Below are 14,012 nucleotides of genomic sequence, written 5' to 3'. Positions count from 1 at the left end.
GGGGTGACCGGGCCACCAGTGGGCGCCGCGGCTACCCCTCAGCCTAGGGTGAAAGGCGTGTCAGACGTCTACGCCCAGCCGACAACCGGAACCGAACCCGCCACGACGTGCGACCTGGCGCGATACACGACGCTACGCCTGGGCGGTCCGGCCGGCCGCGTCGTCGCCGGCACCGACGCCGACGGGATCGTCCGGGAGGTGCGGCAGGCGGCCGAACGCGACGAGCAGGTCCTGCTCCTCGCCGGCGGCAGCAATGTCGTGATCGGCGACGCCGGTTTCCCCGGCACCGTGGTCCTGGTGCGCTCCCGGGGCCTGCGGGTCGTCGCCGAGGACGCCGACAGCGTCACCGTACGCGTCGAGGCGGGCGAGCCCTGGGACGAGCTGGTCGCCGCCACCGTGGCCAACGGCTGGTCCGGCCTGGAGTGCCTCTCCGGCATCCCCGGCTCCACCGGCGCCACCCCCATCCAGAACGTCGGCGCGTACGGGCAGGAGGTCGCCGAGACCATCACCGGCGTGCAGGTCCACGACCGGGTCGACGGGACGGTCGGGCGGATCGCCGCCGCCGACTGCGGCTTCGCATACCGCTCCAGCATCTTCAAGTACAGCGACCGCTGGGTGGTGCTCTCCGTCGACTTCCGGCTCGCCCGCTCGCCGCTGTCGGGCCCGGTGCGCTACGCGGAACTGGCCCGGGCGCTCGGCGTGCAGGTGGGGGAGCGGGTGCCGCTGGCCGACGCCCGGGCCACGGTCCTGCGGCTGCGCGCCGGCAAGGGCATGGTGCTCGACCCCGCCGACCCGGACACCCGCTCGGTCGGCTCGTTCTTCACCAACCCCGTGCTGGACGTCGCCGCGTACGAGCTGCTGTGCGAGCGCGCCGCCGACATCGGCGAGCCGCCCGCCTGGCCGGGCGCGGGTGACGTGGTGAAGGTCAGCGCGGCCTGGCTGATCGACAAGGCCGGCTTCGGCAAGGGCCACCCGGGGCCGGAGGGCGTCGCCATCTCCAGCAAGCACACCCTCGCCCTGACCAACCGCAGCGGCACCGCCAGCACCGCGTCCCTGGTCGAGCTCGCCCGGGAGATCCGCGACGGCGTGCACCACCGCTTCGGCGTCACCCTCCACCCCGAACCGATCCTCATCAACTGCACCATCTGACCCCGCCCTCCCGCCCTCCCGCCCGCGCCGCCGGTCCCGTGCCGGGCGGGGTCAGGGTGCGGTGGTGGGGGCGATCCGGGGCCAGGGGAGGGTCAGTTCGCCGTGGCGCCAGCGGCGGGGGCCGTCGAGGATCGGCCAGCCCGCCTCGCGGACGGCGGAGACCGCGCGCAGCCAGCGTTGGCGGGGGCCGTACGGGGCGTAGCCGGCGGCGGCCTGCCAGGCGTCGTCGAGGGCACGGATCAGGTCGTGGATCCGCTCGCCGGGGACGTTGCGGTGGATCAGCGCCTTGGGCAGCCGTTCCGCCAGCTCCGCCGGGGTGTCCAGGGTGGTGAGCTTCGCGGCCAGGGTGAGCGTACGGGGGCCGTCGGCGTCGATCAGCAGCCAGCCGCCGAGCCGCCCCAGCTCGTCGCAGGTGCCCTCGACCAGCAGCCCGCCCGGAGCCAGCCCCACGGTCATGGTGCGCCAGGCGTCGGCGACCTCGTGCTCGTCGTACTGGCGCAGCACGTTGAACGCGCGGACCAGGGCGGGGCGCAGCCCGGCCAGCTCGAACCCGCCCCGGGCGAAGGTGAGCCCGGGCGGGTCGGCGGACGGCTGGGCGGCGGCGACGCGCACCGGATCGATCTCCAGCCCGACGACCCGTACGTCGGGGCGGACGGCGGTCGCGAGCCGGGTACGCAGTTCGACGGCGGTCACCGGGCTGGCGCCGTAGCCGAGGTCCACCACCAGCGGGTCGGCCGCCCCGCGCAGCGCCTCGCCGCAGGTCTCGACGATCCAGTTGTCCACCCGGCGCAGCCGGTTGGGGTTCGTGGTACCCCGGGTGACCACGCCCAGCGGACGGTGCCGCGCCGTGCCCGCCATCGTCGGTGACCGTCCGGGCCGGCTCAGCCGACCCGGTGCACCTTGTGCTGGGCGGCCTGGGCCAGCGGGCGTACGACGAGTCGGTCCACGTTGACGTGCTGCGGGCGGGTCGCGCACCAGGCGACGCAGTCGGCGACGTCCTCGGCGACCAGCGGTTCGGCGACCCCGGTGTAGACCGCAGCGGCCCGCTCGGCGTCCCCGGCGAAGCGGACCAGCCCGAACTCGTCGGTGCGGACCATGCCGGGGTCGATCTCGATGACCCGCACCGGTCGGCCGCAGAGTTCCAGCCGCAGCGTGCCGGCGATCGCCGTCTGCGCGTGCTTCGCGGCGGCGTAGCCGCCCCCGCCCTCGTACACGGTGAAGCCGGCGGTCGAGGAGACGACCACGATGGTGCCGGCCCCGGACGCCTCCAGCGCGGGCAGCAGCGCCTGGGTGACGCGCAGCGTGCCGAGCACGTTGACGTCGTACATCCACTGCCAGTCGCCCACGGACCCGGACTCGACCGGATCCAGGCCGCGCGCGCCGCCGGCGTTGTTGACCAGCAGCGTCACCGGGCCCAGGGCCGCCGCCGCGTCGGCCAGGCCGGCCACCGACTCGTCGGAGGTGACGTCGCAGGCCACGGCGGTGGCCGCGCCGCCGGCGCCCTCGATCTCGGCCACCAGGGCGGCCAACCGGTCGGTACGCCGCGCGGCGGCGAGCACGTGGAAGCCCTCGGCGGCGAGGCGGCGGGCGGTGGCCGCCCCGATCCCGCTGGACGCTCCGGTGACGACGGCGACAGAGGTCATCCGGTCATTCTCCCCGCGGTACCGGGACGAATGCCGGCGGCGCGGTGATGAGGTCCGTCACGCCCGGGGGTCGTCCCGGCGCATTAGGTATGCCCGATGGGGAAGATGACATCGGCCGAGGACGTTGTCCGTTAAGCGCCGGGCGTGCCGACGGCATAAACCGTGACAAAGGGAGCGGACGTGGCGGAGTTGCACACCGGTGTGGGTCGTCAGCGCGGTGCGCGACCGTGGCCCCGCCCCCGGCGGATCGCGACGCTCTCGGTACACACCTCCCCTCTGCACCAGCCGGGCACCGGCGACGCGGGGGGGATGAACGTATACATCCTGGAAATCGCCCGCCGGCTGGCGGAGGCTGACGTCGAGGTGGAGATCTTCACCCGGGCCACCTCCGGCGACCTCCCCCCGGTGGTCGAGACGGCCCCGGGCGTGCACGTCCGGCACGTCCCGGCGGGGCCCCTGGAGGGGCTCACCAAGGAGGAGTTGCCGGGGCAGCTCTGCGCGTTCACCGCGGGCGTGCTCCGCGCCGAGGCGGCCCGTCCGCCGGGCCACTACGACCTGATCCACTCCCACTACTGGCTCTCCGGGCAGGTCGGCTGGCTGGCCAAGGAGCGCTGGGGGGTGCCGTTGGTGCACACCGCGCACACCCTGGCGAAGGTCAAGAACGCCCAGCTCGCCGCCGGTGACCGGCCCGAGCCGAAGGCGCGCGTCATCGGCGAGGAGCAGGTGGTCGCCGAGGCCGACCGGCTGGTCGCGAACACGACGGTCGAGGCCCGTGACCTGATCGACCGGTACGACGCCGACCCGGCCCGGGTCGCGGTGGTCGAGCCCGGTGTGGACCTGGACCGGTTCCGCCCGGCCCCCGGCGACCGCGACCGCGTCGTCGCCGACGCCCGTCGGCGCCTCGGGCTGCCCGCCACCGGGTACGTGGTGGCCTTCGTCGGCCGCATCCAGCCGCTGAAGGCCCCGGACGTGCTCATCCGCGCGGTGGCCGCGTTGCGCGAGCGCGACCCGGGGCTCGCCGACGAGGTGACCGTGGTGATCTGCGGGGGCCCCAGCGGCAGCGGGCTGGACCGCCCGACCGCCCTGATGGAGCTGGCCGCGACGCTCGGCGTCGCCGACCGGGTGCGTTTCCTGCCCCCGCGCACCGGCGACGACCTGCCCGCCCTGTACCGGGCCGCCGACCTGGTCGCGGTGCCGTCGTACAACGAATCCTTCGGCCTGGTCGCGCTGGAGGCACAGGCCTGCGGTACGCCGGTGGTGGCCGCCGCCGTCGGCGGCCTCGTGACCGCCGTCCGGGACCAGGTCAGCGGCGTGCTCATCGACGGCCACGACCCGGCCGACTGGGCCCGTACGCTCGCCCGCCTGCTGCCGGCCCGGCTCCGCCGCGCCGAGCTGGCCCGGGGCGCTGCGCGGCACGCCCGCAACTTCTCCTGGCACCGCACCGCCTCCGGGCTGCTCACCGTCTACGGCGAGGCGATCGCCGCGCACCGGTCCCGGCTCGCCTCCGAGCTGGCCTGCGGGCCGGCGATGTCCTGCTCCTGGTGACCGACCGGGCCGGGCCGCCGTCGCCCGGTGCCAGGGCGGTGGCGGCCGTAGAGTGGATCCGATGAGCGGGAAGAGCGATCTTGCGGCCCTGATCGAGTCGGTCTGCGACGAGCGGGAACTGGCCTGGGAGTCGACCGGCCCGGGCTCGTACGCGGTCACGCTGCCGGGCACCCACAAGCTGAAGACGATCTGCAACCTGATCGTCGGCGAGCACGCGCTGCGGATCGAGGCGTTCGTGATGCGCCAGCCGGACGAGCGCCGCGAGGAGCTGTGGGCCTGGCTCCTCCAGCGCAACGCCCGCATGTACGGCGTGTCGTTCTCCGTCGACGCGGTCGGCGACGTCTACCTGACCGGCCGCGTCAACCCCGCCGGGATCGACGCCGACGAGCTGGACCGGCTGCTGGGCGCGGTGCTGACGTACGCCGACGAGTCCTTCGACACGATGCTGGAGATCGGCTTCGGCAGCTCGATCCGGCGGGAGTGGGAGTGGCGGGTCAAGCGGGGCGAGTCCACCGCGAACCTCGCGGCGTTCGCGCACCTCTTCGAGCCGTCTCCGGCCGCCGCCGATTCCGGCCAGCCGGCCGCCGCCGATCCCGGCCAGCCGGCCGCCGCCGGGCAGTCCGGCGACGCCTCGGGCACAGGTGCCCGGGTCGGAGGTTCGGACCGGTCCTGACGGGTATGCCGCACCGCGCGGTGCGGCACTGGGACCCGCCGCGCGCCGAGGACCAACTGTCGAGGAGCGTGAGCGTCCCATGGCTCAGCGGAACAGCTCAGGTCGCGGCGGGACTGCGACCAGGACGAAACGGCAGGCGGGCAACCAGACCCCGAACACCCCGACGATCTCCGAATCCGAGATCTCCCGGATGAAGGTGGACGAGATCCGGGGGCAGCTCCGCAAGCGCGGGGTCTCCGGCATCTCCGCCCTGCGCAAGCCGGAACTGGTGAAGACGCTGGCGAAGACCCTGCGGGCGGAGCGTCCGGCGGGCGGCGCCGCGCGTCGCAGCACCGGGCCGGCCGGTCGGGCGACGGGCACCCGGGCGTCCGCCGGGCGGGCCGCCGCCACCAAGAAGGCCGCGTCGGGCCGGGCGGCGGGCAAGGCCGCACCGGGCCGGGCGCAGGCGGCGAACAAGGCCGCCCCGGCGAAGAAGGCGGCGGCGAAGAAGGCCCCGGCCAGGAAGGCCGCCGCGAAGGCGGCCCCGGCCAGGAAGACCACGTCGGCGGCCCGGAAGGCCGCGCCGGCCCCGGCGCGGGCGGGCACGCCTCGCGGGGGCACGACGACCGGCGTACGGACCGGGCGGAGCACCTCGCGGTCGGTGCGTTCCTCGCAGCTCATCTCGTCCACCGCTGATCGGCCGGAGCGTCCGGGCCGCAGCCTGGTGACCACCAACCACGAGGTGATCCAGCGCTGGGCGCGGGAGCGTGGCGCCAAACCGGCGACGATCGCGGGCACCGAGCGGGCGGGGCGGGCCGGCGTGCTCACCTTCAACATGCCCGGTTACCGGGAGAGCAGCCGGATCCGCGAGATCACCTGGGGCGAGTGGTTCCGCACCTTCGACGAGCGGAAGCTGAACCTGATCTACCAGGAGCAGTTGCGTGACGGCCGGCCGAGCAACTTCTTCCGTACGGAATCGCCCGATCGTGAGGACGGCTGACGTGTTTCGGGGAATGGCGGGCGGGTAAGCGCTGTTCGGCTGACCGAGACCGGAACAGCGGTCACCCCCCGGGTGGGACACCGGAGCTGTGACCAGCGAGACAGCCCATTCAGGTTGTCTTCGTAATACCGGGCGAACTAACTTTATTGCACCGCGCCACGCTTGGAACCGTTCGGGGGAGCGGTGGATCGATCAGATCCGTGCACCGAGTGAGGCGCAGGGGACGGGTGGAACAACACCGTTGGGGGACGGTGGCCACCTGTTTGGACCGGCGGCGCGAGCGGGCGACGCCTACGGGGGTGGGCTTCGCCCGCCGCCGCCGGTCATACGGTGCGAGCGCCCATCGCGATCACGAGTCGCGGTGGGCGTTCTGCTGTCCGGCCCTCTCTCGCGGGCCCCTCGGCGCGATGCCGGCGGCAAGCCTCGACCCCCGGGTCACCGCACGGCGGTGGGGGCCGGGGACGGGAGGGGGGCGGAGCGGCGGCGGAGGGCGGCGACGCGCCGTTCGCGGGGCGGGCCGGCCAGCAGGTGGCAGCCGGCGGCCAGCAGTCCCAGCCCGCCGACGATCAGCCAGTGCCGGTCCCCGAGGTACTGGAGGCTGACCCCGCCGAGGGTGGGCGCCACGAACGACGCCGCCGGGAACGCCAGGTAGAACACCGACTGGTAGCGGGCCCGCAGCTCCAGCGGGGCGAGGTCGGCGTTGATCTGCGCGTTGGGCGGTGCGGCGAGCATCTGGCCGACGGTCCAGACCACCGCCGCCGCCAGGTAGACCACCACGTCGTCGGCGAACGCGAGGGTGGCGAAGCCGATCGCCAGCAGCGCGGTGGAGACGGCCAGGACGCGATCCTTGCGGTGCCGTTCGATCAGCCGTGGCACGAAGAGCTGCCCGAGCACGATCAGGACCCCGCCGAGCGCCACCACCGCGCCGTACGCCGACGGGCGCAGGCCGTCCGACCGCATCGCCAGGGGCATGATCGTCGACGTCTGCATGGTCAACACGGCCAGGACGAAGGTCAGGCCGACGAAGGTGAGGAACGTGCGGTCGGTCAGCGCGGTGTGCAGCCCCGGCTGCCGTTGCCGCCCCGCCCGCCCCAGCCACCGGGCCCGCCGCTGCCGCCCCACTGCCCCGCCGCCGACCGCCGCCGACCGAAGGTCTTGGACGCCATCCGTCCGGTCGGAACGGGAACTGTCCAAGATCGGCGGAAGGCCGGCGGGGCGGCGGGGGAGCGTCTCCGGGACCTTCCACGCGATGACCGCCGCCGCCAGCACGGTGGCGGCGGCATCGACCAGGAAGAGCGCCACGAAGCTCGCCTCGGCGAGCAGGCCGGCCAGCAGCGAGGCCACGGCCATGCCCAGGTTGAACGCCCAGAACTGGAGGTTGAAGGCCCGGGAGCGGCGCCGCTCGGGCACCACGTCGACGATCGCCGCCACGAAGGCGGGACTGGGCATCGAGTGCGCCACCCCGACCAGGGCGGCGAGCGCGGCGATCATCGCCAGGTGCCGGCTGAAGGCCAGCCCGACCATCAGCCCGGCGGTGGCGAGGTGGGCGGCGAGCAGGGTGGACCGCCGCCCCCACCGGTCGGCCAGCACCCCGCCGAGCAGCACGCCCGCCGCCCCGCCCAGCCCGTACGCCCCGACGACCGTCCCGGTGAGCGCCTCGCTCGCGCCCCGCGCGTCGGTCAGGTAGAGCGACAGGAAGAGCATCGCGAAGGCGCCGGCCCGGTTGATCAGAAGCCCGGCCCAGAGGTACCAGAAGGTGGCGGGGAGCCCACCCGCGGTGTCGTCCAGCCAGCGGCGCAACCCCCGCACCGGTCCTCCCGACAGTTTTGTTTCCTAACCGAACCGCCCTAGACCGTAGGAAGCCGTCGGCCGGCGCGCCAGGGTGTCGCTGGTCACCGCCCTGCCGGCTGCTCCGCGCCCGTTACGCCCGGGCGTCGACCGTCGCCGGCTCGGCGGGTGCCGTCGCTGCCGCCTCGGCCGCCTGCGGGGCGGGCGACTGGATCGCCACCACCGGTACGGCGGGACCGGTGGCCGCCCGCAGCGTCGTGGCCCGCCGCTCCCGGGTCGGGCCGGAGACCAGGTGGGCGACCGCCATCAGCGCGCCGATGGCGGCGCAGCCGAGCCAGAGCTGGGCGTTGCCGGCCTGCTCCCGGACGAGGCCGCCGAGGACCGGCGCGATCGCGGCGGCCCCCTGCCAGGAGAGCGAGAAGACCCCCTGGTAGCGGCCGCGCAGCTCGGCGGGGGAGAGTTCGGCGATCAGGGTGGCGTTGGACGGCGAGTTGAGCATCTCGCCGACCGTCCAGATCAGCACGGTCAGGCCGTAGAACCAGGCGGTGTCGGCGAAGGCGGTGAGCCCGAACCCGACGCCCATCACCACCGACGCGAGGGCGAGCACGTGCGACCGGCTCCGGCCCCTGATCAGCCGGGGTACGAAGAGCTGCCCGACCACGATCAGCACCCCGTTGAGCGCGATCACCGAGCCGTAGGTGGTGGGGCTGAGACCGGAGTCGCCCATGGCGATCGGCAGCATCGAGATGTGCTGGAGGAAGATCAGCGCCGCGAACAGGTTGAGCGTCACGAAGCCGAGGAAGACCCGGTCGCGCAGGATGGTGCGCAGCGCCCCGGCCGGCGCGCCGGCGCCCTTGTGGCCGTTGCCGACGACGGGGGGCCGCCGGGTCTCGCCGACCTTGACGAAGATGATCAGCGCGGTGATCACGGTGGTGGTCGCGTCGACCACGAAGAGCAGCAGGAAGCCGGCCTCGGCGGCGAGGCCGGCGAGGATGGCCGCGCTGGCGAAGCCGAGGTTGATCGCCCAGTAGTTCAGCGAGAAGGCCCGCAGCCGGTCCTTCTCGGGCACCACGTCGATCACCATCGCGCCGAAGGCGGGCCGGGCCGCCTCGGCGAACATGCCGAGCAGCAGGGCGCCGAGCGCGACGGCCCACAGTTCCCGCGCGAAGCCGAGGGCGAGCATCATGGCGGCCGCGCCGAGATGCGAGGTGAGCAGGGTGGGCCGTCGGCCCCAGCGGTCGCTCAGGGTGCCGCCGGCGGTGGTACCGACCGCGCCGCCGACGCCCCACAGGCCGAGCACCAGCCCCGCCTGGGCCGGGGAGAAGCCGCGCTCCTGCGTCAGGTAGATGGCCAGGAAGACCAGGACGAACGAGCCGAGCCGGTTGATCAGGGTGCCGGCCCACAGGTACCAGAAGGTGACCGGCAGGCCGCCGGTGGTCTCCCGGAACCAGCCCTGCATCGTCCGCACGTCGGCGCCCCCGCCCGTAATGACCGTCTTGATTGTTGCGCCTTACAACCTAGTGCCAGGCCGGATCTCCGGGCAGCGCATTTTCCACGTGGTGGTCGTCACGACCACTGCCCGCGCGTCGTCCGACGGCGTGCGGCAGGATGATCGGCATGACTGCTAGCGAGGGGCCCACCGTCGGGACGCTGGTCCTGCTGCGGCACGGCGAGAGCGACTGGAACGCCAAGAACCTCTTCACCGGCTGGGTCGACGTCGACCTGACGGAGAAGGGCGAGACCGAGGCGCGCCGCGGCGGCGAACTGCTGCGCGAGCACGACCTGCTGCCGGACGTGGTGCACACCAGCGTGATGCGCCGCGCGATCCGCACCGCCGAGTTGGCGCTGAACGCCGCCGACCGGCACTGGATCGCGGTGCGGCGGTCGTGGCGGCTCAACGAGCGGCACTACGGCGCCCTCCAGGGCAAGAACAAGAAGCAGACCCTGGAGGAGTACGGCGAGGAGCAGTTCATGCTCTGGCGCCGCTCGTACGACACCCCGCCGCCGCCGATCGCCGACGACGACGAGTTCTCGCAGGTCGGCGACCCGCGCTACGCGCTGCTGCCGGGCGAGCTGATGCCCCGCACCGAGTGCCTCAAGGACGTCGTCGAGCGGATGCTGCCGTACTGGTACGACTCGATCGTGCCGGACATCCTGGCCGGCCGCACGGTGCTGGTGGCCGCGCACGGCAACTCGCTGCGCGCCCTGGTCAAGCACCTGGACCAGATCTCCGACTCCGCGATCGCCAAGCTGAACATCCCCACGGGCATCCCGCTGCGCTACGACCTGGACCCGCAGCTGCGCCCGCTCACCATGGGTGGCACCTACCTGGACCCGGCCGCCGCGAAGGCGGCCGCTGCCGCCGTGGCCAACCAGGGCCGCTGACCCAGGCACGCAAGGGGCCCCTTCCCGGCGCGGTTGCGCGGGGGAGGGGCCCTTCGCGTACGGCTCAGTTCGCCGTGGGGGTGGTCTGCCCGGTGATCAGGTAGACCACGTGTTCGCCGGCGTTGACGGCGTGGTCGGCGAAGCGCTCGTAGAAGCGGCCGAGCAGGGTGGCGTCGATGGCGGTCTCCACCCCGTACGGCCAGTCCTCGCCGAGCAGCAGCCCGAACAGGCTGCGGTGCAGGTCGTCCATGGCGTCGTCGTCGCCGTCGAGTTCGGCGGCGAGGTCGGCGTCGGGCTTGGCGAGCACCGAGCCGATCTTGATGGCCATCCGGTCGGCGATGGCCGCCATGTCGGTGAAGGTCGGTCGCAGCTCCGCCGGAACGGCCGGCGAGGGGTGCCGGCGCAGGGCGGTCTTGGCGACGTGGTCGGCCAGGTCGCCCATCCGCTCCAGGTCGGCCGCGACGTGCAGCGCGGTGATCATCGCGCGCAGGTCGGAGGCGACGGGGGCCTGCCGGGCGAGCAGGTCGCAGACCCGCTCCTCGACGTGCCGGTAGAGCTCGTCGATCTCGGCGTCCCGCTCGATCACCGTCTCGGCCGCCCGGCGGTCCGCGGTGAGCAGGGCGCGGGTGGCCTGCCGCATCGCGGCCCGGACCCCCTCCGCCATGTCCACCAGCAGCTGGCTGACGATCTGCAGGTCAGCCCGGAACTCGTCGCGCATTGTCACGTCCTGTGGTCGGTGGTCGCCGGCCCGGGAGGCCGGCGGGGAGCAGGTGCGCCGCCCACGGTAGGTCGGACGGGGGGACCCGAGGTGAACCCCGGTGAACGACGCTCGGCGCGGGAGTGAACTTTCCCGGAAGTGAAGGTGATTCATCCCATTTGTGGTGGTTGCCAGGTTAACAATGACCCTACGATCGCCGGGTGGAATGGGCGGTGACGGTCGCGGTGGCCGTGGGACTGGCGGTCGGGCTGATCGCCGGGGTGCTGCTGCCCCGGTTCGTCCCGGCGCTGGGCGAGCGCGCCACGCGGGCGGGGAGCCGGTCCGGCTTCCCCAACACCTCCGGGAGGCTCCCGATAGCCGAGGATCCGCAGTCCGGGATCGGTCGCCGGACCATCGATTCGCTGCGGGCCGGCGTGGTCGTACTCGACCCCGACGACCTGCCCGTCCTGGTCAACCCGGCCGCCCGCGCGATGGGGCTGCTCCGCACCGGCCCCACCCAGGGCTCGATCGCCGCCCACCCCCTGATCCGTACGCTCGCCGGGCAGGTGCGGCGCACCGGCGTGCGGCGCGAGATCGAGCTGGACCTGCCCCGGGGCCGCGACAACGCCGGGGTGAACCCGCTCGGCGTGCACCTGCGGGCGATGGGGATCGGGGCCGGCTTCATCGCCGTCGAGGCGTCCGACGTGACCGAGTCGCACCGGCTGGCGCGCGTCCGGCGCGACTTCGTCGCGAACGTCAGCCACGAGCTCAAGACGCCGATCGGGGCCCTCCAGCTCCTCGCCGAGGCGCTGCTGGACGCCACCGAACCGGCCGGCGCGGGCGCGCCCGACCTCTCCGAGGACCTGGTCGCCGCCCGCCGGTTCGCCGAGCGCATCCAGCACGAGTCGACCCGGCTGGGCCGCCTCGTGCAGGAGTTGCTGGAGCTGACCCGGCTCCAGGGCGCCGAGCCGCAGCCGCCGCCGGAGCCCGTCGCGGTCGAGTGGGTCATCGCCGAGGTGATCGACCGGACCCGCACCTCCGCCGCCGCCCGCCGGATCGAGGTGACCGTCGACGCCGAGCGGGGCCTGACCGTCCACGGCAGCGACACCCAGCTCGCCACGGCCGTGTCCAACCTGGTGGAGAACGCCGTCAACTACTCGGGCGAGGACACCACCGTCCGGATCACCGCACGCGCCACCGACGAACACGTGGAGATCTCCGTCGCCGACCAGGGCATCGGGATCGCCCCGACCGACGTCGACCGGATCTTCGAACGGTTCTACCGGGCCGACCAGGCCCGGTCCCGTTCCACCGGCGGCACCGGCCTGGGGCTGGCCATCGTGAAACACATCGCCGGCAACCATGGCGGAAGGGTGGAGGTGTCGAGCACTCTTGGTGGTGGATCGACGTTCACCCTCCGGCTGCCCACCCGTCCCCCCGACGAGGTCCCGGCGACACCACCCTCCGCTGGGATCGAGGCCGCTCCGGCCGAACTCCGGCAGGCCTGACAGCACATGGAAAGGAAGTCCCGTTGAGCCGCGTTCTGGTGGTCGAGGACGAGGAGTCGTTCTCCGACGCCCTGTCGTACATGCTCCGCAAGGAGGGTTTCGAGGTCTCCGTCGCCGCGACGGGCACCTCCGCCCTCACCGAGTTCGACCGGACCGGCGCCGACATCGTGCTGCTCGACCTGATGTTGCCCGAGATGTCCGGTACCGAGGTGTGCCGGCAGCTCCGGCAGCGCTCGCACGTGCCGATCATCATGGTCACCGCCCGGGACAGTGAGATCGACAAGGTGGTCGGCCTGGAGATCGGCGCCGACGACTACGTGACCAAGCCGTACTCGCCCCGGGAACTGGTCGCCCGGATCCGGGCGGTGCTGCGGCGGCAGAGCGCCGAGGCCGCCGAGTCGGGCGGCCCGACGCTGGCCGCCGGCCCGGTGCGGATGGACATCGAGCGGCACGTCGTGACCGTCGACGGCGCCCCCGTGCAGCTTCCGCTCAAGGAGTTCGAGCTGCTGGAGCTGCTGCTGCGCAACGCCGGCCGGGTGCTCACCCGGGGCCAGCTCATCGACCGGGTCTGGGGGGCCGACTACGTCGGCGACACCAAGACCCTCGACGTGCACGTCAAGCGGCTGCGCTCCAAGGTCGAGCCGGAGCCGTCCGCCCCGCGCTTCATCGTCACCGTGCGGGGTCTGGGCTACAAGTTCGAGCCCTGACCGGCGTACGCACGAAGGGGCCCGCGCCGCACGCGGGCCCCTTCGTCGTCGGTCGGTGTCAGGCGCCGTCGGCGGGGTGCGGGGCGATGAGGCCCTGCCGCCCGCGTGCCCCGCAGACCTCGGCCAGCTTCGCGTACGCGGGGGCGCCGACCAGCGCGGTCAGCTCCGGGCCGTAGGAGACGTACATCGGCTCGGTGCCGACGTGCGCGTCGGTGGAGGAGGTGCACCACCAGTCCAGGTCGTGCCCGCCGGCGCCCCAGCCCCGCCGGTCGAACTCGGAGAGCGTGGAGACCAGCACCTTCGTGTTGTCCGGCCGCTTCACCCACTCCTGGTCGCGGCGGATCGGCAGCTGCCAGCAGACGTCCGGCTTGTATTCCAGCGGATGCACCCCGTCGCGCAGCGCCTGCGCGTGCAGGGCGCACCCGGCGCCGGCCGGGAAGCCGGCGTCGTTGAGGAAGACGCACGGCCCGTCCGCGCCCTGCGTGGCAGTGCGGCGGGCGGAGTTCTTGCCGTCGATGGTGTCGTTCTCGGTCCAGTTCTTGAACCCGCGCCGGAAGTGCTGCCACGTCGCCGGGGTCAGCCGCTTGACCGCGGCCCGGACCCGCTGCTCGTCCTCGGAGTCGGTGAAGAACGCGCCGTGCGAGCAGCAGCCGTCGGCGGCCCGGCCGGCGACGATGCCGTGGCAGCCCCGGCCGTAGACGCACGTCCAGCGGGAGAGCAGCCACGTCAGGTCGGCCCGGATGAGGTGGTTGTCGTCCGCCGGGTCGGTGAACTCGATCCACTCCCGGGGGAAGTCCAGGGGCACCTCGCGGCTGCGCGGGTCGTCCGGGTCGTCCACCAGCACGCGGAGTTCGATCTGGCCTGTCACCCGGCCCAGCGTACGCCCGGCGCCCCCACCGGTCCGCCGAGCCGCGCAATCCGGTTGGCCCTAGTGTCTT

Annotated in this window: 13 protein-coding genes; 7 read left to right on the top strand and 6 right to left on the bottom strand. The window is 73.6% G+C overall.

Annotated elements, in window-relative coordinates; translation table 11 throughout:
• Window positions 1–57: 57 nt before the first annotated feature.
• Window positions 58–1,149, top strand: coding sequence for a UDP-N-acetylmuramate dehydrogenase (locus AC5L34_RS02950; protein ID WP_494823741.1), 1,092 nt, complete (start codon window positions 58–60; stop codon window positions 1,147–1,149).
• A 51-nt stretch (window positions 1,150–1,200) separates the two neighbouring features.
• Here the strand turns inward: AC5L34_RS02950 and AC5L34_RS02945 are convergent, their stop codons facing one another.
• Both AC5L34_RS02945 and AC5L34_RS02940 read right to left on the bottom strand, forming a co-directional pair.
• The gene (locus AC5L34_RS02945; protein ID WP_494823740.1) at window positions 1,201–2,007 is read right to left on the bottom strand and encodes a class I SAM-dependent methyltransferase; all 807 of its coding nucleotides are present in this window, start codon (window positions 2,005–2,007) and stop codon (window positions 1,201–1,203) included.
• Between the two features lie 23 nt (window positions 2,008–2,030).
• Window positions 2,031–2,792: an SDR family NAD(P)-dependent oxidoreductase gene (locus tag AC5L34_RS02940; protein ID WP_441176110.1), complete on the bottom strand. Its 762-nt coding sequence runs from the start codon at window positions 2,790–2,792 to the stop codon at window positions 2,031–2,033.
• A 180-nt stretch (window positions 2,793–2,972) separates the two neighbouring features.
• Here AC5L34_RS02940 and mshA point away from each other — a divergent pair, with 180 nt between their 5' ends.
• The 3 genes from mshA (at window position 2,973) to AC5L34_RS02925 (ending at window position 5,989) form a co-directional block, all read left to right on the top strand.
• The gene (gene mshA, locus AC5L34_RS02935) at window positions 2,973–4,337 is read left to right on the top strand and encodes a D-inositol-3-phosphate glycosyltransferase (RefSeq protein WP_441176109.1); all 1,365 of its coding nucleotides are present in this window, start codon (window positions 2,973–2,975) and stop codon (window positions 4,335–4,337) included.
• Window positions 4,338–4,398: 61 nt separating this feature from the next.
• Window positions 4,399–5,010 carry a type III secretion system chaperone family protein gene (locus tag AC5L34_RS02930; protein WP_494823739.1) on the top strand — a complete coding sequence of 204 codons (612 nt, stop codon included), beginning with the start codon at window positions 4,399–4,401 and terminating at the stop codon, window positions 5,008–5,010.
• A 79-nt stretch (window positions 5,011–5,089) separates the two neighbouring features.
• Window positions 5,090–5,989 carry a hypothetical protein gene (locus AC5L34_RS02925; protein ID WP_441176107.1) on the top strand — a complete coding sequence of 300 codons (900 nt, stop codon included), beginning with the start codon at window positions 5,090–5,092 and terminating at the stop codon, window positions 5,987–5,989.
• Window positions 5,990–6,424: 435 nt separating this feature from the next.
• Here AC5L34_RS02925 and AC5L34_RS02920 read toward each other — a convergent pair whose 3' ends face one another.
• Window positions 6,425–7,798: an MFS transporter gene (locus AC5L34_RS02920; protein WP_441176106.1), complete on the bottom strand. Its 1,374-nt coding sequence runs from the start codon at window positions 7,796–7,798 to the stop codon at window positions 6,425–6,427.
• A gap of 112 nt (window positions 7,799–7,910) precedes the next feature.
• The gene (locus AC5L34_RS02915) at window positions 7,911–9,245 is read right to left on the bottom strand and encodes an MDR family MFS transporter (RefSeq protein WP_494823738.1); all 1,335 of its coding nucleotides are present in this window, start codon (window positions 9,243–9,245) and stop codon (window positions 7,911–7,913) included.
• Between the two features lie 149 nt (window positions 9,246–9,394).
• Between AC5L34_RS02915 and AC5L34_RS02910 the strand changes: the two genes are divergently transcribed.
• Window positions 9,395–10,162, top strand: coding sequence for a phosphoglyceromutase (locus AC5L34_RS02910; RefSeq protein ID WP_441176104.1), 768 nt, complete (start codon window positions 9,395–9,397; stop codon window positions 10,160–10,162).
• 64 nt (window positions 10,163–10,226) lie between these two features.
• Here AC5L34_RS02910 and phoU read toward each other — a convergent pair whose 3' ends face one another.
• A complete protein-coding gene (gene phoU / locus AC5L34_RS02905) occupies window positions 10,227–10,880 on the bottom strand; it encodes a phosphate signaling complex protein PhoU (RefSeq protein WP_357972793.1) in 654 nt (217 codons plus the stop codon).
• A gap of 200 nt (window positions 10,881–11,080) precedes the next feature.
• Between phoU and AC5L34_RS02900 the strand changes: the two genes are divergently transcribed.
• The gene (locus AC5L34_RS02900; protein WP_494823737.1) at window positions 11,081–12,367 is read left to right on the top strand and encodes a sensor histidine kinase; all 1,287 of its coding nucleotides are present in this window, start codon (window positions 11,081–11,083) and stop codon (window positions 12,365–12,367) included.
• Window positions 12,368–12,390: 23 nt separating this feature from the next.
• Complete coding sequence (locus AC5L34_RS02895) at window positions 12,391–13,074, top strand: response regulator (RefSeq protein ID WP_088998216.1); 684 nt, start codon at window positions 12,391–12,393, stop codon at window positions 13,072–13,074.
• A gap of 58 nt (window positions 13,075–13,132) precedes the next feature.
• Here the strand turns inward: AC5L34_RS02895 and AC5L34_RS02890 are convergent, their stop codons facing one another.
• On the bottom strand, window positions 13,133–13,942 hold the full coding sequence (locus tag AC5L34_RS02890) for a DUF3109 family protein (protein WP_101412897.1): 810 nt from the start codon (window positions 13,940–13,942) through the stop codon (window positions 13,133–13,135).
• Between the last annotated feature and the right edge of the window lie 70 nt (window positions 13,943–14,012).

It is taken from the genome of Micromonospora sp. ZG13 (assembly GCF_059359355.1).
This window is presented reverse-complemented; position numbering and strand designations above follow the sequence as displayed.

Excerpts from the sequence above, each read along its gene's own strand:
- AC5L34_RS02940 (WP_441176110.1), bottom strand. The coding sequence starts at position 2,792 with ATGACCTCTGTCGCCGTCGTCACCGGAGCGTCCAGCGGGATCGGGGCG.
- phoU (WP_357972793.1), bottom strand. The coding sequence starts at position 10,880 with ATGCGCGACGAGTTCCGGGCTGACCTGCAGATCGTCAGCCAGCTGCTG.
- AC5L34_RS02930 (WP_494823739.1), top strand. The coding sequence starts at position 4,399 with ATGAGCGGGAAGAGCGATCTTGCGGCCCTGATCGAGTCGGTCTGCGAC.
- AC5L34_RS02925 (WP_441176107.1), top strand. The coding sequence starts at position 5,090 with ATGGCTCAGCGGAACAGCTCAGGTCGCGGCGGGACTGCGACCAGGACG.
- AC5L34_RS02910 (WP_441176104.1), top strand. The coding sequence starts at position 9,395 with ATGACTGCTAGCGAGGGGCCCACCGTCGGGACGCTGGTCCTGCTGCGG.
- AC5L34_RS02945 (WP_494823740.1), bottom strand. The coding sequence starts at position 2,007 with ATGGCGGGCACGGCGCGGCACCGTCCGCTGGGCGTGGTCACCCGGGGT.